The 24,648-nt window shown below is 43.0% G+C and carries 11 protein-coding genes; 10 read left to right on the top strand and 1 reads right to left on the bottom strand.

What is annotated here, in order from left to right:
• Window positions 1-944: 944 nt before the first annotated feature.
• On the bottom strand, window positions 945-5,015 hold the full coding sequence (locus tag QJ048_RS01290; protein WP_282332510.1) for a hybrid sensor histidine kinase/response regulator transcription factor: 4,071 nt from the start codon (window positions 5,013-5,015) through the stop codon (window positions 945-947).
• Window positions 5,016-5,524: 509 nt separating this feature from the next.
• On the opposite strand from QJ048_RS01290, the gene QJ048_RS01285 reads away from it, so the two are divergent.
• The 10 genes from QJ048_RS01285 to QJ048_RS01240 all read left to right on the top strand — a co-directional run bounded on the left by QJ048_RS01285 (window position 5,525) and on the right by QJ048_RS01240 (window position 24,598).
• Window positions 5,525-8,293 carry a SusC/RagA family TonB-linked outer membrane protein gene (locus QJ048_RS01285; protein WP_282332508.1) on the top strand — a complete coding sequence of 923 codons (2,769 nt, stop codon included), beginning with the start codon at window positions 5,525-5,527 and terminating at the stop codon, window positions 8,291-8,293.
• Between the two features lie 22 nt (window positions 8,294-8,315).
• The gene (locus QJ048_RS01280) at window positions 8,316-10,001 is read left to right on the top strand and encodes a RagB/SusD family nutrient uptake outer membrane protein (RefSeq protein WP_282332507.1); all 1,686 of its coding nucleotides are present in this window, start codon (window positions 8,316-8,318) and stop codon (window positions 9,999-10,001) included.
• Window positions 10,002-10,062: 61 nt separating this feature from the next.
• The gene (locus QJ048_RS01275) at window positions 10,063-13,128 is read left to right on the top strand and encodes a SusC/RagA family TonB-linked outer membrane protein (RefSeq protein ID WP_282332506.1); all 3,066 of its coding nucleotides are present in this window, start codon (window positions 10,063-10,065) and stop codon (window positions 13,126-13,128) included.
• A 53-nt stretch (window positions 13,129-13,181) separates the two neighbouring features.
• Window positions 13,182-14,924 (top strand): RagB/SusD family nutrient uptake outer membrane protein, encoded by a 1,743-nt coding sequence (locus QJ048_RS01270; RefSeq protein WP_282332505.1) that lies wholly within the window; start codon window positions 13,182-13,184, stop codon window positions 14,922-14,924.
• 17 nt (window positions 14,925-14,941) lie between these two features.
• Window positions 14,942-15,742, top strand: a complete 801-nt coding sequence (locus QJ048_RS01265) for a glycoside hydrolase family 16 protein (RefSeq protein WP_282332504.1) — start codon at window positions 14,942-14,944, stop codon at window positions 15,740-15,742.
• Window positions 15,743-15,768: 26 nt separating this feature from the next.
• Window positions 15,769-16,923, top strand: coding sequence for a hypothetical protein (locus tag QJ048_RS01260; protein ID WP_282332503.1), 1,155 nt, complete (start codon window positions 15,769-15,771; stop codon window positions 16,921-16,923).
• 94 nt (window positions 16,924-17,017) lie between these two features.
• The gene (locus QJ048_RS01255; RefSeq protein WP_282332502.1) at window positions 17,018-18,379 is read left to right on the top strand and encodes a polysaccharide pyruvyl transferase family protein; all 1,362 of its coding nucleotides are present in this window, start codon (window positions 17,018-17,020) and stop codon (window positions 18,377-18,379) included.
• Window positions 18,380-18,680: 301 nt separating this feature from the next.
• Window positions 18,681-20,798 carry a glycoside hydrolase family 3 C-terminal domain-containing protein gene (locus tag QJ048_RS01250; protein ID WP_282332501.1) on the top strand — a complete coding sequence of 706 codons (2,118 nt, stop codon included), beginning with the start codon at window positions 18,681-18,683 and terminating at the stop codon, window positions 20,796-20,798.
• 72 nt (window positions 20,799-20,870) lie between these two features.
• Window positions 20,871-23,276 (top strand): beta-galactosidase GalA, encoded by a 2,406-nt coding sequence (gene galA, locus QJ048_RS01245; protein ID WP_282332500.1) that lies wholly within the window; start codon window positions 20,871-20,873, stop codon window positions 23,274-23,276.
• Window positions 23,277-23,278: 2 nt separating this feature from the next.
• Complete coding sequence (locus tag QJ048_RS01240; RefSeq protein ID WP_282332499.1) at window positions 23,279-24,598, top strand: MFS transporter; 1,320 nt, start codon at window positions 23,279-23,281, stop codon at window positions 24,596-24,598.
• Window positions 24,599-24,648 lie beyond the last annotated feature (50 nt).

Raw genomic sequence — 24,648 nt, 5'->3', positions numbered from 1 at the left:
ATCAAATCTGCCGTCCCTACACAAACTATGTGACGGAGAAAAAGAACCAATGCTATAGTCTCTATAATGAAAAGACAAAGGAGCATAAAAACTTGGGAGATATAAATGGTGAAGGAGAGTTATAGATACTATTTTAAAAGAGCCGGGTAAAGAATCCAACTATTTTATTTCTGCCGATTACAAGGATACACTAAGCAAGTATCATGAAATTTTTGAGACCGGTTTAAATAAAATGGTAGCCGACTTAAAAAACAGACTTCAAACCTCGTTAGCTGTTTAGCGATCTTAGTCTATTGTTCATGTAATACTTCAAAAAGTGTTATTAACGGAACATATCTGGAAAGAAATAAAGATTTAAAAATGCAACTAGTCTTGAGTAACGCTGGTAGTTCATTTGATTTGTTAGAAAAATATTTTGCTGTTGATGCAGGCATTGCTTGCCAAGGCAAGTGGGACAGAAATAAAGACACAATCTATTTGCGATGCAATAAAGAAAAGAATGTTTCTATTTTGCTTTTTGTACGGAATATTCGAAACAAGGGTTCATAAGGGGTAATAGTCGTCAGTAAAAGAAAACTGAAAATGTACAACGTGGCATCGAAGCGAAGCAAGTATCCCTAGTTCAATAAAGGGTCTGCCTTTGAAATAGCAAGACTACGTCATTCAATCTCTTTTGGGGATATTCAGCTATTTTCTTTGCTATTTTTTCCAAATCATCAACAAACCGGTTCGGAAACTGTCCAGTGAGGACGGCCATTTTAATCTTAAATTAAAAACTGGTTGCGTTCAGTTACTTAGAGTGAACAATTCATTGAACAACTTTTTGTCTAGTTTGCAATAGATTGAAGTCAACAGTAATTCAGCCTTGGTTCGATTCCCTCAGACACATTGAAGCCTATATATAATGCAGTTGCCAGAATTAATCTAGCGTGTCTTAGTTTCTACTATAGATTTGCTTTCTGTCCCTTGTTCGTTATCTCCTGCAAAAACTGCGACGGCGTTTTGTTGAATTCTTTTTTGAAAATATTGGTAAAATAAGAATTGGATTGTATACCTACCCTGAACATCACCTCCGTAATGGTGACATCTTCATGAGTCATTATATCAACCGCTTTTTTAAGACGGAAAGCTCTCACAAATTCATTAATGGTTTGACCGGTAATATCCTTTACTTTTTTATATAGTTTCGTTTTGCTCATGCCAATGTTGTGGCAAATGAAATCCACATTTAGTTCGGTGTTTTCCAGTTGCTGTTCAGTCAGTTCCAGCAGGCGGTCCATAAATTCTTTGTCCTTTGCAGAATGTACCAGTTCACGCACTTCCACTTTATAGTCTTGCGAATAACGCTCCTTTATTTTCTGGCGCTGCAGAAAGAGGTTTTTGATAGTGATTTGTAATAGTTCAATGCTCACGGGTTTGGTAAAGTAGTGGTCGGCGCCGCCGTTCATGCCGTCCAGTCTGCTTTCCAGGGCATCTTTTGCAGTAAGCAAAATGAAAGGTATATGACTGATTTCGATGTCTTCACGAAGCTGTTTGCAAAATTCTATGCCGTTCAACTCAGGCATCATCAAGTCGCTAATGATCAGGTCGGGCATTTCTTCGCGTGCTTTTTGTAATCCGACCAGTCCATTTTCCGCTATTGATATGTGATATGTTTCGCCAAAACTTGCTTTCATAAAATGCCTAAGCTCTTCATTGTCGTCAACGATCAATATGGTTTTCGCTATTTGTGTTTGTCCGAATGCTGCTGGTGTTGCATGGCTGTAGACGTCCTGGCCAATTGTGTTGTAGTGATTGCTCTCTAATGATGCGAGGGCTTCCTTACTCTTATCGCTCCATTTTTCATCATCTGAATAATCCTCTTTGGATGAAGGGATGGCAACAATAATTTCGGTACCCTTATTGATCTCGCTGTATACATGAATGAAACCTTTGTGCAATAGCGTGAGACTTTTCACAAAAGCGAGGCCCACACCAGATCCCAGATGCTCCTGGGTGATGCGGTAATATCTTTCAAAGAGATATCGTATACTTTCTTTGGATATGCCGCGTCCGGAATCTGCGATACGCAAGTAGGCATTTGCAACAGGATGGTAATCGCTTTTTACGAGCAAATCATTTTCAAACATTGGTTTGAAATTTTCCAATGAATGCAATAGCTCCACGGTAATTTTGCCTTTATCGTTGGTATATTTAAAGGCATTGTGAACAAGGTTGATAATTATTTTTTCAACCACTTGGTGATCAAACCACATTTCTTTTGTTGACGCCGGCACTTGTACTTTAAAATCGATATTTTTTTGTAGAGCAATAGCCGAGAAGTCCTCCGTAATTTGCTGTACAAATGTGTGCATATTGCCCGGCATTACTTTTAGCCTGAGCACCCCTGCTTCTACTTTTCTAAAGTCCATCAGCTCGCTGATCAGCGACAGTAAACGGGTTACATTGCGCTGCATCATTTCGTAGTAGTGTTTGTGTGCCGGCAGGATATCTTCCTGTTTCATTTTTTCGAGAGGCCCTGCAATCAACGATAACGGCGTTCTGAGCTCATGAGAAATATTGGTGAAAAACTGTAGCTGCATCTGGTGCATCTCGCTTGCTTTTTGGTCGTCTATTTTTTTGAGCTCATATTTCCTGCGGTAAAACAAAATGAAATAAACAATACTTACAATCACCAGCATACCAATCAGCTCAAACCACCATGTTCCCCAGAAAGGCGGCAGGATGGTAATTTGAATGCTTGCCTGCTGTTCACTCCATGTGCCGTCGCTGGTACCCGATCTTACATGAAAAATGTAGGTGCCCGGGTCGAGATTGGTAAAGGTAGCCTTACGTTGATTACCTACATAGTTCCAGTTTTTATCAAAGCCTTCCAGTTTGTAAGAATAATGTGTTTCGCTATGGGGTGCATAATCAAGTGCAGCATATTCCAGCGAAAAAACGGATTGACTATGATGAAGAACAATTTCTTTTGCTTCTGTAATGGATTGCTTCAGTGGTGAGCCTTGCACGCCATAACCCATGTCTTTGTTGAATATCTGCAGATCTGTTATGAACACGGGTGCGTCCAAATGGCTGTTGCTTATTTTTGCCGGATCAAAAAGATTGAACCCGTTAAAGCCACCAATCAACATTTTGCCATCGCTTAATTTCAGGCAGGCATTTTGGTTAAATTCCAACCCTTGCAAACCATCGGCAGTATTGTATTGTTGCAGTTTTTTCGTTTCAGGGTTAAAGGCAATCAATCCATTGCGCGTGGTGATCCAGAAAATGCCATTGTTGTCTTCGTTGATCACCTGTATGTTTTCAAACGCAAGGGAAGGGTCGTCGGTGTACGAGTTGAACTTCCTTTTGTTGTAATCAAACAGGTACAAGCCCTTTTGGCCCACCCATAAACGGTTCTTACTATCTACAAATATGACACGTAGGTTGCCGATCCCGCCAGTACCATCTTCTTTTTTCTGGTTAAAAAAATGATCGAATTTATTGTCCTGCACATTGAAGTAATTGAGTCCGCCATCATCTGTACCAAACCAAAGATCACCGTTCTTGTCTTCGTTCATAGACACCACATTGTTTCCAATGAATGGAGTGGTTTTGGCGGGGTCGCTCATTATGCGCATAAATGTGCCTGCAGCAGGATCAAACAGATTGAGCCCGCCATAATATGTGCCCACCCATATTCGTCCTTTCCTATCTTCCATAACCCGGCAAACATTATTAGAGCTTATGCTGGAAGGATTCTTGTCGTCATGCAAGTATTTTTTGAACCTGCCATTACCGGTATATAAATTGAGCCCACCACCCCATGTACTGACCCATATGCGATGGTGACTGTCTTTCATAATATGCAATACTGCATCGCTGCTGATGGATGAAGGATCATTAGCCTGATGCCGCAAATAAGTGAATGCATCTGTTTTGCGATCCCATATATTTAATCCCCCGCCATCTGTGCCGATCCATACTTTGCCGTCGCTGTCTTCAAAAAAAGTTTTGATGTCTTTATAACCAAGCCCGCCACGGCGTTGTGTGTAGGCGGCAAACTTATTATCATCGGGGCTATACAGATTTACACCACCGCGATGGGTGCCTACCCAAAGATTGCCCGAGCGGTCTTCAAAAAGGGAGGACGCTGTCTTTTGTGAAAAACTATAAGAGTTATCAATGTTGTTTTCGAAACGGATAAATGTACTGGTTTCTTTCTTCCATAAATTCAGGGCGCCATTTTCGGTGCCAATCCAGATATTGTTTTTTTGGGTGTGTAGCAGGCATTTGATCACATTATTGCTGATACTTCCGGGTAACGCCTCATTGTGGGTATAATGCGTTGTGTTTTTTCGCGAAGGATCAATAATAAATAGTCCCGAAACAGAAGTGCCTATAAATAAACACCCTTCGTTGTTTTCTGTAATGGCAGCAATGGACATGCTTGACAAATCGGTATTGGAGCCATCCTGGAAGGGGGTATATTTTTTCGTTTGACGGTCAAATGTGAACAGTCCTGCCTCGGTACCGACCCAAAAGATGCCATTTTTGTCTTCATAAATGGCTTTAATGATATTGACGTGGGGCTTTGGGTAAACATTGGCAAATCTCAAAAATGTGGTTCCTGTTTTTTCCAGCAGGTTCATTCCTGCATTGGTACCGATCCAGATATTGCCCTTTGTATCTTTATATATGCATTCAATATTGAAACTGCTGATACTTTTTTTATTCTCCGGTAAAAAGGGAAACCTTGTAAACTTGTTGGTGGTGGTGGAAAATTTATTTAGGCCTGTGCTGGTTCCCACCCATAGGTCATGGTTCGCATCTTCCTGTATTCCTGAAATATAATTGCCGCTAATGCTGGTACTGTCAATTGGTTTTTTTTGGTACACAATGGTTTTATGGCCATCATACTTATTCAGGCCGTCCACAGTGCCGAGCCAGATAAAACCTTTTTGATCCTGGTAAATGGAAAGTACGGTGCTGTTGCTAAGTCCCTGCTCGCGACCGATGATTGTAAATTTCACATCGTGGGGCTGGCTATAAACAATGGACGAAAAAAACAACAAAATAAAACCGGGGCATACCAAATGGAGCAATAAAATTCGGATCAATCTATTATTTCGGTTAAGGGTACTTGGTCTCATATAGCAATTTTTCGCAGCTCGTTACAGGCAAATTAAGATTTTTATTCATTGGCGATGACTTGAAAGCCCTTATTTTTAGCGCTTTCGTGCAAATGAGCAAAAGAAAGGAACAAATGAGCAGGTTGTATGAACACTGCGATGGAAGTGACAGGTAGCACAAGGTAAACGAAAAAAATAATCGGATGATTTAGCCGGTGAAGGCCATTTAAAAAAGAAAAAGATTGCGAGGCACAGTCACTGTTATTTTGAAAAAAAAAGCCCATCGAATGAAAAAAGCAAAAAAAAGACTGATATGAGCAAAGGCTACGGCCAATGTAATCGCATATTTGTGATGTCGGAATGAAGCGATGCTGTTCCGGTAACCTGTAAACTAATATTGCTTAACTATTATGAAAAGACTCCTGCCTTTGATCTCCGTACTTGCCTGCGGCATGGTTGCCGTACCTGCCCAATCTTTAAGAGCACAGCAAGGCAATAAAGGGGACAAGATTGTAAAAAAAGATACGGTCGCACCAAATTCAGCCAAATCATTCAACTTATTGTATCATAAACGTGAGGAAAAACTTTCACTGGAATCTATAAGTGAAGTACAAACGCCGGCCCTGCAAAAAACCATTGCCGCCAACTGGGGCACGATGGTTACAGGTCGTCTTGCAGGTTTGTACACCAACCAGTCAAGCGGCAATCCCGGTTATGACGATGTGGCGCTGTACTTGCGTGGTCGCACGCCCTTGGTTTTGATCGATGGAACGCCACAAAGCTTTTCTTCCATCAACCCTGAGCAGATTGAATCAATTACGGTGTTGAAAGATGCGTTGGCGACTGCAATGCTCGGTATCCGTTCTGCCAATGGCGCCATTTTGATCACTACCCAAAAAGGGGTGCCATCAAAGGCAAATTTTTCATTCAATGCGCAATACGGTGTTCAACGGCCAATGAGCATGCCGAAGTTTTTGAACGCATATGACTACGCTACCTTATACAATGAAGCAAGAGTAAACGATGGCAATAGCCCTGCCTATTCACCGGCGGACCTGGATGCTTTTAGAAATGGAACCGATAGCATCGGCCATCCGGATGTCGACTGGCAGGATAAGGTTTTGAAACAACAATCCAAATTCAGCCGCTACGATATGGCTGTTTCCGGCGGTGGTGCTGGCTTCAGGTATTTTGTAAATCTTGATTACCTGCACCAGGAAGGGATGTTTAAAAATGACGACAGCCGTGTGTACAACAGCAATGCCGATTACAAAAGATATATCGTACGTTCTAACCTCGATTTGGATATCAGCAAATCACTAACTGCTACAGTCAATATGTTTGGACGTGTCCAAAACTATAACCAGCCAGGCTCAACATCTGAATCTATTTTAACTGCCATCAGAGCCACACCTAATAGTGCTTATCCGGCGCTGAACAGGGATGGCTCGCTGGGAGGCAACCTGAATTTTCAAAACAATATATATGGACAGGTGTACCAGAGTGGTTACAGACCATCCAATGCAAAAGATTTTAAAGTAGATGGAAGCCTCAAACTGAAGCTGGATAATATCACTACTGGACTTTGGGCAAGGTCGCTTGTGGCATTAACCAGTTTTACTCAGGAAGATATCAACCGCAGCCGCACTTTTGCAGTGTACCAGGATATGGGCGCCAATGTTCCTTACAAGCAATTCAATACGATTGGCGACCAGACCAATACATCGGCGATCAGTAGCCAGAACAGACTATATTATTCTGAAGTATCACTTGGCTACAATAGGGAAATTGGAAGGAGCAAATGGGATGCATTGGTAGTGGCAAACAATGACAATCGTACCTATAACAGTGATCTTACTATCCTTTATCCGGGCTTGTCTGGTAATGTGTCTTATTCACTCGATCAAAAATACATCGTACAGGCGGCGGCTTCTTACAGCGGTTCCACGCATTATGCCAAAGGCAATCGCAATGGTATGTTTCCTGCCATTGGATTTGGATGGGTATTGAGCAAAGAAAGTTTTTTACAACGCGTAGGCTGGCTCAGTTTATTAAAACTAAGAGCATCCTATGGTATCAGTGGGTATGACCCTGCCGGCTACTACGATTACATTCAATATTATAATGATGGTACGGGCTACAATTTTGGCAATACACCAACTGCCGTAAATGGTCTTAGCCAGGATGCATTGGTAAATTCAGGTAAAACATGGGAAAAGGCAAAAAAATTAAACATTGGTTTCGATGCGGCTTTCTTTAATAATCATTTGCAATTGAGCGCCGATTATTTCAACAACGAACATTATGACCAGCTGTTGACAAGGGGCAAATCCACTGCCATCCTGGGCGCTGGCTATCCCAATGAAAATCTTGGTCGCAGCAGGTATTCGGGATATGAACTACAATTGAACTATCAGAATCACGCAGGAGCAATCAGCTATGGTGTTTCAGCCAATGCAGCTGTTTTAAAAACCAAAGTCTTGTTCCAGGATGAGCCTGCAAGGACTTATGCGTACATGCGACAAACAGGGCAGCCGGTTGGACAATTATTTGGTTATGTAGCTGATGGTCTTTTTCAATCGCAGCATGATGCTGATGTTGCGGCAAAGCCGTTTAACACAGTAAGACCGGGCGATATAAAATACAAAGACCTCAATAATGATGGCCTCATCAACGGGCTGGATCAAACAGCGATTGGTAATACCAAGCCACAGCTTACTTATGGAATGGATCTTTCGCTTGGCTGGAAAGGTTTTGATTTGTCATGCTTAATACAAGGTGTTGCGAATCGTAACATCGTTACCACAGGCAGTAATTTCTGGGAGTTTCAAAACAATGGCCGTGGGCAGGCGTATGAAAACAACCTTAAGAGGTGGACGCCTGAAACAGCCACTACTGCTACCTATCCGAGAGTATCGGTTGGTACCAATGCCAACAATAGCCAACTCTCTTCTTTCTGGGTTTGCTCTGGTAATTATTTGCGCATGAAAAGTGTTGAGTTAGGCTATACCGTTCCCATGAAAATTTCAGAAAGAATAAAACTGAACGAGGTAAGGTTTTATATAAATGGATATAACCTGCTTACCGCAAGTCCATTCAAGCTTGCGGATCCTGAAGGGTACAATGCCAACTATCCGTTGCAGAAAATGGTGAACGCAGGATTGAACATCAAATTTTAACTTTTAGAAATTGCTTGAACTCATGAAATACTACATACTACTTCTATTGGCGGCTGCCGGATTTGCAGGCTGTTCCAAACAACTAAACGAAGTGCCGCTTGAAAAATACACCGAGGATTATGTATTCGACCCAAGAGATTCGGTTGGTACCAATGTGGAGCAGGTGCTGAATAATATCTATTCCATCTTACCAAATGGATTCAACAGGGTGGGTGGCAACTTTTTGGATGCAGCCACGGATGATGCCATCTCTTCACAATACAACCAGGCTGTGGAATACATTGCGCTGAGCAATATCAACAGTGCGGCCACACATCCCGATGACGCATGGAACAAGAACTTTACGGGCATACACAAGGTTAATTTGTTTTTGAAAAATGCGGCTATTGTTCCTATTCCGCTTAAAGTACCTAACTGGAAAGCAGAAGCACGTTTTTTGCGCAGCATGTTTTATTTCGAACTAATAAAAAGATATGGCGGCGTTCCATTGATAGGTGATAGCGTGTACACGTACACCGATAATTTGCAATTGAAAAGAAACAGTTTTGCGGAATGTGTCAAATATATCGTAAGCGAATGCGATTCAATTAAAACTTTGGTAAAGCAGGAACCTTTGTCCACAACAGATTTCGGCCGTATATCCAATGGCGCTGTGTTGTCATTGAAAGCAAGAGTGCTGTTGTATGCCGCAAGTCCTTTGTATAATGGAGTTGTATCGCAAGGAAGCGCTGTTCAAAAAGAGCTGGCAGGTTATCCAACCTATGATGCCAACAGGTGGGCGCTTGCTGCACAAGCAGCCAAAGATGTGATCAGCCTTAATAAATATTCACTGGATCCTACATTCAACAACATATTTATCAATAGGAGAGGCAATGAAAACATTCTTTCTTATTTACGCGGAACCTCCAATGATGTAGAGGTAAACAACGGTCCTGTTGGTTTTCGCACAGGCACTACGGGCAATGGAATCACAAGCCCTACGCAGGATCTTGTAGAAGCGTTTCCTATGATCGATGGAACGCCTGTTACAGCATCGGCCACGTATTCATTGCAAAACCAATATGCGAACCGCGATCCAAGATTGGCCAATACAGTATTGTACAACGGCGTGAAATGGCTCAACAGGAACCTTGAAATGTTTGAAGGCGGATTGGATAAACCCAATATCGGCAACCTTACTCAAACCAGAACAGGCTATTACCTGCGTAAGTTCATGGGCAACCTTAGCACTTCTACTTCCATTACAGTTCAGAATCACAACTTCAACATATTCAGGTATGCAGAAATATTACTTGACTATGCAGAGGCAAAAAACGAGATGGATGGTGCCACAACAGAAGTGTACCAGGTACTAAAGGATATTCGAAAAAGAGCAGGCATTAGTGCGGGCACTTCCTCATTGTATGGATTAAAAAGCAACATGAGCAAGGATGAGATGCGAGATGCCATTAAGCTGGAACGAAGGCTGGAACTGGCCTTTGAAGAACACCGCTATTGGGATCTCCGCAGATGGAAAGATGCAGAAGTGGTGATGAATAAAAAACTTTCGGGACTGATCATTACAAAAGATGCCATTGCAGGTGCAACAACCTATAAGAAGCTCGATGTATTTCAACCTGTATTTGATGCCAACAAAATGTACCTGTATCCCATTCCATTCAGCGAGCTGATGAAAGACAGGGAACTCATACAAAATTACGGCTGGTAATACCATGCCCTTAGCGAATTAGAAACAAGACCTATACACCCGACCAAAATATTGCAGACCAATGAAAAAAATTCTTACCATACTACTTGTGTTTTTCTCCCTATCCAGCTATGCGCAACAGGTGAGCGGCATAGTAATGGGTGATAAAGAACCACTGGAAGGCGCCAGTGTGTACGAGAAAGACCTGCCTCAAAACGGCTCTACTACTGATAAAGCCGGACGATTCGTTCTTACATTGAAAGGAAAGAGTGGCGTTATTATCATTAGCAGTGTCAGCTATCTTACCAGGGAAGTAAAAGCAAACGGAACCAATCTTACCATAAAGCTTACCATAGATAGCAAAGGAACTGATGAAGTGATTGTGGTAGGTTATGGCAAACAAAGAAGGATCACCAACACAGGTGCGGTAAGTTCTATTAGTGGCGCGGATCTGCGCCAGACGCCTACTGCATCCGTACAGAATGCATTAATGGGCCGCGTGCCCGGTGTTACTACACAACAAACCTCAGGCAAGCCCGGTGCAGATGGTGCCAGCATTCGCATACGTGGTGTGAACACTTACGTAAGCGGCGGTGGTAATCCTTTGTACATAGTTGATGATGTAGAATTTCCTGGCCTGCTTAGCGAAATAGATCCTGACCAGATAGAATCCATCAGTGTGTTGAAAGATGCTGCAACCACATCTATCTATGGCGTGAAGGGAGCCAATGGTGTAATCCTGATCACTACCAGAAGAGGCAAAAGCGGCAAGCCTACTATCACCATTCGCAATGAAACAGGTGCACAGGTGGCCAGCAAATTGCCAAAATATGTAAACAGCTATGAGGCGGCGCGTCTCACAAATCTTGCCCTTACAAATGATGGTATGACCCCGCGTTTTACAGATACTGACCTGCAACTTTTTAAAGATGGTACAGATCCATACAACCATCCCAATGTAGATTGGCTGAAAACAATTTTACGTCCATATACCTTGCAAAACCGCACCAATCTTAATATACAGGGTGGTAATGACAAGGTGAAATATTTTATTGCCGGTGGTTACCTGTGGCAAAACGGAACGGTTCGTTCCTTCAAGTCTTCTGAAAACCTGAACAATAATTTTTACTACAAAAGATATAATTTCAGAACCAACCTGGATGCACAGCTAACAAAAACCTTGTCGCTGAATGTAGACCTTTCTGGTAACCTAAGCGAGCAAAATCAACCACACAGTGAAGGAAAGAATGGCACAGGAACCAACAATATTTTCCTCGAACTACGCGATTATAAAACGCTGCCACCATTTGCTTATCCTGTTTACAATCCTGACGGCAGCTATGGTTACAGTCCTCAATTGGTGACCAATAATATTGTTGGCAGGCTTACATGGGGCGGTTACGAAAGAACAAATACCAACGATATGCTGGTAAATGTGAAGCTGACGCAAAAGCTTGACTTCGTTACAAAAGGCTTATCAATAAAAGGTATCGTGGGTTACAACACACGCTACTCATACGGCAGAAATCTGACAAGAGCCGTCTTCCCGTCTTATTATTACAATGCAGACAAAGAAACCTATACGCCAGTTAACATCGGTGGCGCGAATATCAGCAGGCCGGAGAAGCTCAATATGACCTACATTCCTACCAACGTTAGCTACAGGCGATTAAACACGCAGATAGCGCTGGCATATGATCGCGATTTTGGTAAGCACCATGTGTATGGATTGGGCTTGCTGAACCAGTACCAGAATATCGCCGGAGCCAATGTGCCGCTTACTTTTCGTGGCATCACTTTCAGAGCTGGATATGATTTTAAAAAGAAATACCTCGTTGAATTGAACGGTGCTTATAATGGCTCCAGCAAATTTGCCAAAGGCTCGCAATATGGATTCTTCCCTGCAGCATCTGTGGGCTGGAACGTTTCTGAAGAAAATTTCTTTAAGAATAGCAGCGCACTGCATTTCATTAACCTGCTGAAGCTAAGAGGTTCCTATGGCCTGATGGGTAGCGATGAATTTACTGTAAGTGGCAACTATGTATACCAGCAAAATTACAATCGCGGAACAGCTACTTATACCTTCGGTGAATCGCCCACATCGTACACACCGCTTGTAGAAGGTGCGATTGGTACGGATGTAACATGGGAAAAAGAACGTTCCGGCAATATCGGTTTGGACATGAATATGTTCAATGGCAAACTAACATTTACAGCGGATTATTTTTACCGCTATCGTTATGATATTTTGACTACCCGCCAGGATATACCATCTATGCTGGGTGTCAACCTCAATGCGGTGAATATCGGTATTGTAGAAAACAGAGGTTATGAAATTGATATCCGATATCGCAACAGTATTGGAAAAGTAAATTACTATATCAATGCCAATGCTTCTTTTGCAAAAAATAAAGTACTGCAACGCTCAGAAGCACAGCCTGCTTACCCATGGCTGGCACTTACGGGCAACCCGGTTGGCAGCATTGTTGGCTATACTTTTACAGGTTACTACAACGACTCAATAGATATCGCAAAAAGCGCAAAGCCATCTACTACAAAAGTACAACCAGGCGACCTGAAATATGCTGATCTGAATGGTGACGGTAACATTGATCAGAATGACCAGCGCGTAATGCGCTATCCGAATATGCCCAACACAATTTTAGGAACAACACTGGGAGTGAGCTGGAAAAACATAAGCTTCTCTGCTACTTTCCAGGGGGCACTTAATTTCAGTTTGCAAGGCGGTTCTGCTGAAGTAAATCCTTTCCAGAATAATTTCAGACAGATACACCTGAACTCATGGACACCTGAAAACCATGCTGATCCAAGCTTTCCAAGATTGACCTCTATTGAAGGAACAGTCAATAATGCACTCAGTTTTAATTCTGATTACTGGTATACAAGAGCTGACTATGTAAGACTTAAAACGCTGGAGTTAAGTTATTCTATTGGTCAGTCATTGCTCAAAAAAACAAAGGTGATCACCGGCGCAAGGATCTATGTAAATGGTTACAACCTTGCAACCTGGATGCTGAAAGGTGATCTTAAATATGATATTGATCCGGAATCAAATTCAGGCACACTGAACGATGGTACGTATCCACAACAAAAGGTTTATAACGCAGGGATTCAGTTGTCATTCTGAAAAGAAACAATCTACCTGCAGATAACCAAACCATAAACTTTCAAAAGGCTTTTATGAAAAAAATATATTTCGCAATAATAATAGGATTAATAACAGCAGGCATGTTTTCCTGTGCCAAAGTAGATATTCTTGATCCTAAAACGACAACAGATCTTACCAAAGAAACTGTGTTTGCAGATAGCGCAAGAACAATGGATTTCCTGGCAGGTGTATACGCGCAGGTGCATTACACTTTTTCATGGAGGCGATGGAACAGCGATTCCGGGCTTGGTGAAAGCGGCGATGAAGCCAACGGCTCGTATGCCGGACCAACAATCAACTACGTGATTATTTCCACAGCATCATTGAGCCCGTTAACACCTGGCCCTTACAGCAATGCGTGGTACACTGGCTGGAGCAGTATACGTGCTGCAAACGTGTTCCTTGCAAACGTAGACAAGTCGCCCATCTCAGACGAATTGAAGAAACGTACAAAAGCCGAAGCACGTTGCCTGCGGGCCTGGTATTATTCAGTGCTTATTAAAAACTTTGGCGGTGTTCCCCTTATCGGTGATCGCATTTTTGAAGCCACTGATGATTTCAATATTCCAAGAGACAGTTACGAAGATTGTGTGAACTATATCAACAGCGAGCTGGATGAGGTGAGCAATGATCTGCCGCTTGCATATGCACAGGCTGCCGATTACGGACGTGTTACCAAAGGGGTATGTAAGGGCATTAAATCACGTGTACTGTTGTATGCCGCAAGTCCTTTGTTTAATGGCGGCAATATCGGACAAACGCCAGCACAAAGAAAGCTCGTGGGTTATGAAAACTATGATGAATCCCGTTGGCAAAAAGCGGCAGATGCAGCGAAGGACGTAATGAATCTTGGTATTTACTCCTTGTATGAAGACAATAAAACAGCGCCGGGATATGGCTTTTCAAAGGTGTTCCTCATGCGCAAAAATTCCGAGTTTGTTTTCACCGGCACGCAGGGCTTGAACAAAGTACTGGAAACAAATTTTGCACCGCGTAGCAGGAGCACGTTTGCAGGGACGCCGCGTGCAGTGCCTTCACAAAATCTTGCAGAGGCATTTGGTATGAGCAATGGTAAAGCCCTGACAGATCCTGCATCCGGCTTTGATTCAACCAACCCGTTCATTAACCGCGACCCGCGTTTCGGGTACACATTTATTTACAATGGCACCCCATGGTATCTCGGCAGCACGGGCAATAAACAACCTGTCTATACTTACAATGGCGCACCTACAGATGGCTTTGGTGTCATTCCATATTCAACAGGTTATTTCTGGAGAAAAATGATGGATGACAATACTTCGGGAACTGCCGGTGGCAACACAGAAAGGTGCATTCCCCTTATCCGCTATGCTGAAATATTGATGAACTATGCGGAAGCAAAAAATGAACTGGGCGATGTGAACGCCGCATATGATCAGTTGAAACTGATTCGCAAAAGAGCGGGCATAATAGAGGGAGCAGATGGCATGTATGGCCTTAAAGCTGGTATGACAAAAGAACAAATGAGAGCCTGCATTCAAAATGAAAAGATGGTGGAATTCGCGTGGGAAGACCATCGTTATTTCGATGTGCGTCGATGGAAAACGGCTATGGAAAATCAGAACATCACATTGATGGCACTTAAGATAGATAAAGTGGGAGCAGGTTACAAATATTCAAAAGTGCCTGTTGCATTTTACGCGCAACATGTATTCATGGAACGAAATTATTTCTTTCCAATATTGCAGGCAGAGATATCCAAATCACCGGCGCTATTGCAAAATCCGGGCTATTAACCAATAAAACTTTCCTTATGAAAAAAAACAACATCCTGCTTGGTGGCCTGGCATGTTTGTTCAGCAGCTGGTGTTTTGGTAATAGCCTGCACGATACACTGAACAATGCACCCAAAGGGCATTTGAATGAATGGGAGCAAGTGTTTCGGGAAGACTTCGAGAAAGAGGTGCCCCTTGGGGAATTTCCCGGAAAACATTATCGAAAGAAATGGAGCGTATATCACGACGGTATGGGTGTAACAAATAATCCGCCTACAGGAAAATATTATCCCTCCAAAGTGATCAGCGTAAACAAAGGGGTACTTACGGAGAACCTGCATGTAGAAAACAATATCAGTATGACCGCAGCCATCAGTCCGATGCAGGGTGGCGCTTATCTGAATCAGCTGTATGGCAAGTGGAGCGTGAAGTTCAGGTGGCAGGCAGATAGTGGTTATAAATACGCATGGTTGCTTTGGCCGAAAAGCAATCAGTGGAACGATGGTGAAATTGATTTTGCCGAAGGGCATAAAAATAATGGCTCCGCAGCCTTCATGCATTTTGAAGGAGCACCCAGGCAGCAGGATAAATTCAAACTGCCGGATGTGGACATGAGTCAATGGCATGTATTCAGTTGCGAATGGACACCTTCGAAAGTTGTATTCTTATTGGATGATAAAGTGTTTGGCGTATCGGAAAGAAATGAAGTGCCCACCAAGCCCATGCGTATGACATTGCAATCTGAATCCTGTGTGGACATGGCTTGCCCGCAAGGCAATGCCAAAGGAACAGTGGAGATAGATTGGGTAGTAATTTATAAGATGAAGAAAAAAACATAAGTACAGGAACTGTTTGCAATAATATTATGAAGATAAAAAATGGAATATGCTTTCTCCTTTGTCTTGCTATGGTAGCAAGTTGTGTGCACCATGCTGCAAAAAGCACAGAACGGCAGATTTTTTCTTCAGCATATATTGCCAGAGATTTTGGAGAACAGGATTGGAAGGGACTTGTTTGGGCGCCATATAATGATTGCTGGCGGGGCAATACACTGCACGATGATGCGATGGATATTTCCCATGCAGGCATCAAATGGGTACGGGTATTTTTTCGCTCCGACTCCTCCGATGCGGCCCTTGATTTATTGGTGCAGCATTGCAATGATGCCGGTGTGAAAATAATTGCAGCTTATAAAAAATCATATCCGAAGAATGATCTCGGCACACCTGGGCAACAACTAAAGGATTCAGCCAGGCTTGCTTTCCTGGTGGCACGTTATAAAAACAACATTCATTATTGGGAAATTCATAATGAGCCCAACCTCCACGGAAGATACTGGGAGCTTGGTAAAAATGCCGGGCAGGGCAGTGTTGACCCTGAGGCTCCTTACAATAAGGGCGTACACAATTATGTACAGTGGTTGAAGTTGGCCTATAACACCATCAAGCTGCAGGATGCAAACGCCACGGTGGTGCTGGGCGGGCTTTCAAGCTATATGGCAGAACCGTTTGTAAAACGGCTAACTGCTGAACAAGCGTATCAGTATTTTGATGAAGTGGCATATCACCCCTATGCCACCACACCCGATAAAGTGACAGACAGCTTTCTGCGCTTTAAAGCCATGATGAAAACATGGCCCGCACCAAAAAATGATCTACCTGTATGGATAACAGAGATAGGTTTTTTTGTTGGCAAACTCGGGCACAAAGGATTGAACAATGAAGCGGAAAAAGCTCAGGCAATGAAAAGTATGTATGAGAAGCTGATGGCGAATATGCATTGGAAACGACCCATCTGCTGGTACCTGCTACACGAAGAAGCGCCAGGCAAAAATTATTTCAATTTAACCGGCCTTGATTCCGCAACAGGTAGAAAAATATTTTACCCCGCATACGACACTTTGCGCAGCATGAATAAAGGATGGTCTTATTATAAGCAACAGCAAATGCTAATGATGAATGCATCGCCTGGGGCGGCGATACACAATGATGATAAAGGAAATAGTGGTGGAGCAAGATAAGCAAACGGAAGTGATGGGTCGTTTTATATGAAAAAAATTGATCCGGGTAGGATCAACGAAAATTATATACTGGCATTTGCCATTAAAATTATCTATGAGTACCAATAGAAGAAATTTTTTAAAGAAATCAGGATTGGCAACAGCTGCTTCCATGATTGGCTTTGTAGGCAGCGCGGCTGCTGCTATGCACGAAGAAAAAGTGATCAATCAGCAGGAGTGGAGCCGTAAGAAAAATCCTGTGGTAATCATCCGTACTTCGTGGGGTGATACAAATATTGGCGACCAGGGTCATACGCCGGGCCTTATCGCATTGTTGTACCAATATGTCCCTGGTGTGCAGATTATTTTATGGCACGGTAAAGATGTACCTGAAACAGAGAAACAGATGCTGCAAAATTATCCCGATGTAAAGATTGTTCATGGTAAATTTTATGAACCTGAAAAGCCTTTCGAAGGGCCGTTGAAAGAAGCTTTCGATAAAGCAGATCTTTTTGTGTTCAACAGCGGTATGGCAATGAACTTTGGTTTGTATGGCCATGACTGGGCGGGCGCCATGAGCGGCCTCACTGCTTTTGTCTGGTGTAGGGAACATGGTATTCCGTTTGGTATTTACGGACAATCCTTCGACAAGTTTGAGCATCCTTCCATGGAGATCTACCGGAACGTGATGAGCCAGGCGGCGTTTGTATATTGTCGTGATGGAGAGTCCTTAAAGTTTTTGCAGGAAAATAAATTTCGAACACCGGTGCTGGAATTTGGTCCAGATGCCGTGTTTGGTATCAATATCAGGGATGAAGAAAAAGGACTTGCATATATGAAAGAAGCGGGATTGGAAGAAAAAAAATTCCTTGCCGTGATCACGCTCACCAACACACCGCCTATTGGCAGCAAAGGTGATCCGTTGAATCCGGTAAACAGGTCGCCCCTGCAAAAAAAGCAGGATGAAGACAGGATGGCCAATGTGCGGGAAATGATTATACAATGGGTACGCAATACAGGTTATAAAGTGTTACTGGCACCTGAGGCCAACAAAGAAATGCAGCCAGCCAAAGAATGGGTATATGACCAGCTACCCGAAGATGTGCAAAGCAAAGTTGTTTGGAGAAGTGCATTTTGGAACGTGAGTGAAGCGATGAGTGTTTATGCCCGTGCACACAGCATTTTCGGGATGGAGCCACATTCATTGATCATGGGCTTAACCATGGGCGTTCCTATTATCCATGCCTGGCCGCCATCACATGGCAGAAAGTGTTTTATGTTCCGGGACATCGGTTTGCCGGAATGGTTATTCCCCGTAGATGAATCCAAAGCGGCAGATTGGACAAATGTTTTGATGCAGAATTATAACAATTACCAAGTAGCAAAAGATAAGGTAGCCAAAGCAATGCAGTTTGTACATGCGCGACAGAAAGATACCATGCAGGTAATCAACAAAGCGTTGCAACAAAAAGTCTAACCAAACCATATATCATTTTTTTATTCGCTTTCAGATAAAATGGAAGGCTCAGCAAGCTGTTGCTATCTCTTTTATTAAAATGAATCAACGATTGTTTTTTAATATATCACCATTCAATTTTAAAAATTGCCATTTATGAAAAAAGAGATTTGTGCAGGAGTGCTGGCGGTATGTCTGTTTGCATTCGGCTGTAAAAAAATGACTATATCAAATTGATACGACAATAAACCTATAATTCTTTTATCCATTTGCGATTGCCTGCCAAATGAAAAGCAGTACAAAAAAATATAAACAAAGTATAGTGAAAAACAGCAGATCTTTTATCTCCCTTGTATTCTTATTGATCTTTTCGTTTGGCAGGATCGCAAATGCACAATCAGATGCAGTGATTCAGTTAAAAGCAGATAGCATCCTGCGATTACTGACGCTGGAAGAAAAAGTACACATGCTGCATGCCGTCTCAGGCTTTGCATCTGGCGGTGTGTCACGGCTCGGCATTCCTGATATGGCGATGACAGACGGGCCGCATGGTATCCGTATTGACTATGTAGAAAGTACCTACTTCCCAACAGGTGTCTGCCTGGCTGCTACATGGAACCCCGCGCTGGGGCATGCTTACGGCGCTGCGCTTGGACAAGAAGCGGCGTTCAGGAAAAAGAATGTATTGCTGGGACCTGGCATCAATATCATCAGGTCACCATTGAACGGACGCAATTTTGAATACATGAGTGAGGATCCTTATCTCATATCACGTATGGCGCCTCAATACATACAGGGCATACAGGAACAAGGAGTGATCGCCTGTGTAAAACATTTTGCAGCCAACAACCAGGAAACGAAACGCACCGTCATCAATGTAGAAATGAGTGAACGGGCGTTAAGAGAAATTTATTTACCGGGCTTTAAAGCCGCAGTTACAGAAGGAAAAGCAAACGCTGTAATGGGCGCCTACAATAAGTTTCGCGGTGAATGGGCATCACACAACAACTATTTGTTGAAACATATTTTAAAAGATGAGTGGCACTTTAAAGGCGTAGTGATTAGCGATTGGGCGGCCATACATAGCACCATGCAGGCGCTTTGGAATGGTTGCGATATAGAGATGGGCACCAACGTGGGTAAAAACTGGGGCCGCAGTTATATGGGCGACACAGTTGTTGCATTGACCAAAGCAGGTAAAGTCCAGGAATATGTGGTGGATGATAAAGTGCGCCGCATATTGTTTGTGATGTTAAAAGCGAAAATGATTGGAACAACTTCTAATACTGGTTCTGCCAATACAAAAGAACACCAGCAGGTGTCTGCAAAAATTGCTGAAGAAGGAATGGTGCTATTGAAAAATGAAAACCATTTGTTACCCCTGCCCAATACGATAAAAAATATTGCGGTGATAGGAGGTATTGCTGATCGCAAACTGGCCAATGGTGGCGGTAGTTCCGGCGTGAGGCCTTTTTATGAAATAACACCTTTGGAAGGATTTAAAAATATAGCTGGCAATGCCACGAAGGTAAATTATGCAATGGGGTATATGGTGGGAAATAACAAGGCAAACGATAGCCTTATACAGAAAGCGGTGAATACTGCTGCATCAGCTGATGTGGCGATTGTCGTGGCAGGATGGACGCATATACAAGATAATGAAGGCGCAGATAAAACCGATATGAATATGCCGTGGGGACAAAATGAATTGATCAACGCGGTTCGCAAAGCAAATCCAAAAACCATTGTGGTACTAAGCGGTGGTAGTCCTTTGGATATAAGGCAATGGAAGGAAAATGTTCCCGCTATTCTTCAGGCATGGTATCCCGGTATGGAAGGCGGCAATGTATTGGCAAAAATCATTTTCGGACAAATTAATCCTTCCGGCAAACTTCCCATGACTTTTCCAAAAGCACTGGCCGACTGCCCTGCGCATGTGCTGGGTCAATATCCCGGGGACAGTGTGAATGTGTATTACAATGATGATATCTATGTTGGTTACCGCTATTTCGATACGTATAAAGTGGCGCCTCAGTATGCGTTCGGTCATGGCCTGTCCTATACAAGTTTCAGCTATGGCAATTTGCAAATAAAAAAGAATGCAGTTGAGTTTACAATAACCAACAATGGGAGGACAGCCGGGGCGGAAGTGGCTCAATTGTATATCAAGTCCGGCAAGAGTGCTTTACCAAGACCAGAGAAAGAACTCAAAGGATTTGAAAAAATATTTCTAAAAGCCGGAGAGACAAAGAAAGTGGTCATCTCATTGTCTCAAGAAGCGTTCTCTTATTTCAATGACTTATCTAACAGATGGGAGATAGATCCAACGGCTAACCTGGTGCTGATTGGAAGTTCATCGGCTGATATCCGTTTACAAGGAACTATTGATTTTCAAAATACTGGCATCACGGAGGATAGAGCAAAGAAAAAGAGCAAATGAGTAAAAGCCAGTCACGCGATCTTCCGCTATTTGTACGGTGAAACGATGTTTCGGTTTAAAATTTTTTTGGCTATGCAATGCGTAAGGTTGTTCGTTCAGTTTGTCGTGCTTGTCTTTTGTTGCGTCGGCGTATATGCACAGCATGTATCGTTTGATAGTGATTGGAAATTCCATTTGGGGAATGCGGCAGATGCAGCAAAAGATTTCAATTATAGCATTGCCAAAACGTTCGATAAAACCGGCAAAGCAAAAGGTACCTGTATCGCACCTGATTTTAAAGATTCCAACTGGACATCTGTAAGCCTTCCGCATGACTGGGTGGTTGGGCTGCCATTTACTTTTAATACCAATCGCGACGTGGACGCACATGGCTACAAACCTGTTGGTGGTCTATATCCCGAAAACAGCATCGGCTGGTACCGCAAATCATTTACCATACCCGCAGCTGATAGCGGTAAACGCATTTCGCTCGAGTTTGACGGTATTTACCGCGATAGCAAAATATGGGTCAATGGCTTTTATATCGGCGCAAATTTTAGTGGCTACCTGGGGTGCCGGTTTGATATTACTGATGTTGTAAAATGGGGTGGCAACAATGTGGTTGTCGTTCGTGCAGATGCATCACAATATGAAGGCTGGTTCTATGAAGGAGCCGGCATCTACAGGCATGCATGGCTTACTACACAAAATAATTTACATGTGCAGCCTGATGGGGTTTTTATACAAACTGCTATTAAAGACAAAGTAGCTGAGATTACTGCAACAGTAGCTATTGATAATAAAAATATTGCTGCTGGGCAATGTTTGGTATCTGCCTACTGCATAGATCGTTTGGGCAAAATCGTGGCAAGATCCGCAGAGCAACAGGTTTCAATATCTGCCAATGGTTCGGCCTCTCTGCAGTTACGCTCGTTTATCAGTGCGCCGCATCTTTGGGATATTGATGATCCTTATTTGTATCGCGTTATTACGGTTATAAAAAACAAAGGAAGCATTGTGGAGCAAACCACTAACCGTTTTGGTATCCGTAGCATCGTGATTGACAGTGCGAGGGGATTGTTACTCAATGGTAAAAGTATAAAGATAAAAGGCGTTTGCTGTCACCAGGATCATGCAGGCGTAGGCAGCGCGATACCGACGCATTTGCAATATTACCGGATCGGCCTGTTAAAGGAAATGGGTGCCAATGCATATCGCACTAGCCACAATGCACCATCACCCGATGTGCTGGATGCCTGTGATAGCCTAGGTTTGCTGGTGCTGGATGAAACACGTTTACTCAACAGCAGCAACGAGTACCTTCAGCAGTTTGCGCAGCTGATCCGCCGCGACCTAAATCACCCAAGCGTGTTGATGTGGAGCATTGGAAACGAAGAAGAAATGGCGCAGGACAATAGCTATGGAAAACGGATTGCGCAATCCATGATTGCGTTGCAGCAACAAATTGATCCAACACGCACCTGTACATATGGCGCCAACAACGGTAGTATACTTACCGGCGTCAACGAAGTGATCCCGGTAAGAGGAGTGAATTATTTTCTTGATGCCATTGATGCGTATCATCTCAAAAGGCCGTCGCAGCCTGTGATTGGCACTGAAGTAGGAAGTACCGTTACCACACGTGGCATTTATGTGAAAGATACCAGCAGTGCATATGTTCCGGACCACGATATTACTTATCCGCATTGGGCCACTACGGCAGAGAAATGGTGGCAGTGGGCATATGGCAGACCATGGTTCATGGGAGGTTTTGTATGGACGGGTTTTGATTATCGTGGCGAACCAACGCCTTTTAAATGGCCGAATATTAGTTCACATTTTGGCATCATGGATATGTGTGGTTTTCCAAAAAATAATTATTACTACTACCAGGCATGGTGGAGCAATAAAGATGTATTGCAGCTTTCCCCACATTGGAACCATTCAGGTAAAAACGGCCAGATGATAGACGTTTGGGTAAATAGCAACGCAGCAGAAGTGGAACTTTTTTTAAACAATAAAAGCCTGGGCGAAAAGACAATGCCTGTGAACGGCCACCTGCAATGGAGCGTTGCATATGAAGCAGGCGTATTGAAAGCAATCGGTTATAAAAAAGGCAAACAATTTCAAACGCAAATTGAAACGACAGGTGTGTCCTCACAAATTAAAATAGAAGCTGATCAGGCAAATGTTTCGGCTGGCGATGCTGTGATTGTAAATGTTTCCGCATTGGATAGCAACGGAAGGAGTGTGCCCGATGCAGACAATGAAATCAGTTTTTTTATAGAAGGAGATGCGACTATAATCGGCGTTGGTAACGGTGACCCCAGCAGCCATGAACCGGACCAGATCGCTGTTGGGCAATATAAAAGGAAATTATTCAATGGCAGGTGCCAGCTCATAATAAAAGCTGGTAGCAAAGGCATGTTTCAAATAAAGGCCGCAGCTGCAAACATACTACCTGCAAACATTTCAGTGCAGATTGCAAACAAAAAATAACAATGGAAAATACGCGTCATCATACAATAAAGCTGTTGTTTCAGACACCTGTGATCGTGGCAGCGTTGGGATACTTTGTAGATATATATGATCTGCTTTTATTTGGTATTGTTCGAAAACCAAGTTTGCAGGCAATTGGCTACCAGGGGCAAGATGTGCTTGATAAGGGCATTCTTCTTATCAATATCCAAATGATCGGATTACTGATCGGAGGTATTTTGTGGGGCATTATTGGCGATAAAAAAGGCAGGCTCTCTGTGTTGTTCGGGTCTATTCTTTTGTACTCGGCTGCCAATCTCCTGAATGGATTTGTTACCGACATTAACCAGTATGCGGTCCTGCGGTTTGTTGCTGGTGTAGGATTGGCTGGTGAGTTGGGAGCGGGTATTACTTTGGTGGCAGAAATTTTACCCAAAAAAATAAGAGGATTCGGCACTACGCTCATTGCCGCGGTTGGCTTGCTGGGGGCGGTTTTCGCCTATTTTGTGGCCAGCTACACTAACTGGCACGCAGCTTATGTTATTGGTGGCAGTCTTGGTTTGTGCTTGCTATTATTGAGGATCAAAGTTTCTGAATCTGCTATTTATAAAAACACTGGTAAGCATCCAAAGATTGTAAGAGGTGATTTTCTCTCCTTATTTACCAATGCCAAAAGATTTCTCAAATACATACGCTGTATTGTTATCGGCCTACCCGTATGGTTTGTGATCGGTATACTGATCACCTTTTCGCCTGAGATTGCTGCGATACTTGGTATCAGTGGTGTTGACGCGGGCAAGTCAATTATGTTTTGCTATATCGGCTTATCCATTGGCGATCTAAGCAGCGGCCTTATCAGTCAATGGCTGCAAAGCAGGAAAAAGGCGGTTGCTATTTTTATGATTCTATCCGGTATTTCCATGTTCGCTTACTTGTCGCTGGTAAGCACACTTACAGGCTTTTATGCCGCTTGCTTGTTTGTTGGTTTTTCAGTTGGATACTGGGCAATGTTTGTGACCATCGCTGCAGAACAATTTGGCACGGAGCTGCGGTCAACAGTGGCTACAACGGTTCCCAATTTTGTAAGGGGAGCAGTTGTGGTGCTTACCTTATTGTTTCGCTACATCGCAGCAGATACTAATATGCTGTTTAGTGCATGGATAGTGGGATTTGCCACACTCACGGCAGCGGTACTGGCTTTATGGAAAATGGATGAAACATTTCACAAAGACCTAGATTTCCTGGAAGTGGATCATGAACATAATAAACAAAAGCATACAGCGGCTTCTTTTTCCGCACCGGTCAATACATACAAACCGTACCGCAAAAAAGAAAAAATATGACCATTCCCCAAACCTGCTCTCTTCAAAAATGAACAGTACTTAATAATTAT

Origin of the sequence: Pinibacter soli (genome assembly GCF_029961145.1) — a bacterium.
Taxonomy (GTDB): domain Bacteria; phylum Bacteroidota; class Bacteroidia; order Chitinophagales; family Chitinophagaceae; genus Pinibacter; species Pinibacter soli.
The sequence above is the reverse complement of the archived record's forward strand: the minus strand, read 5'-3'. Positions and strand labels throughout refer to the sequence as shown.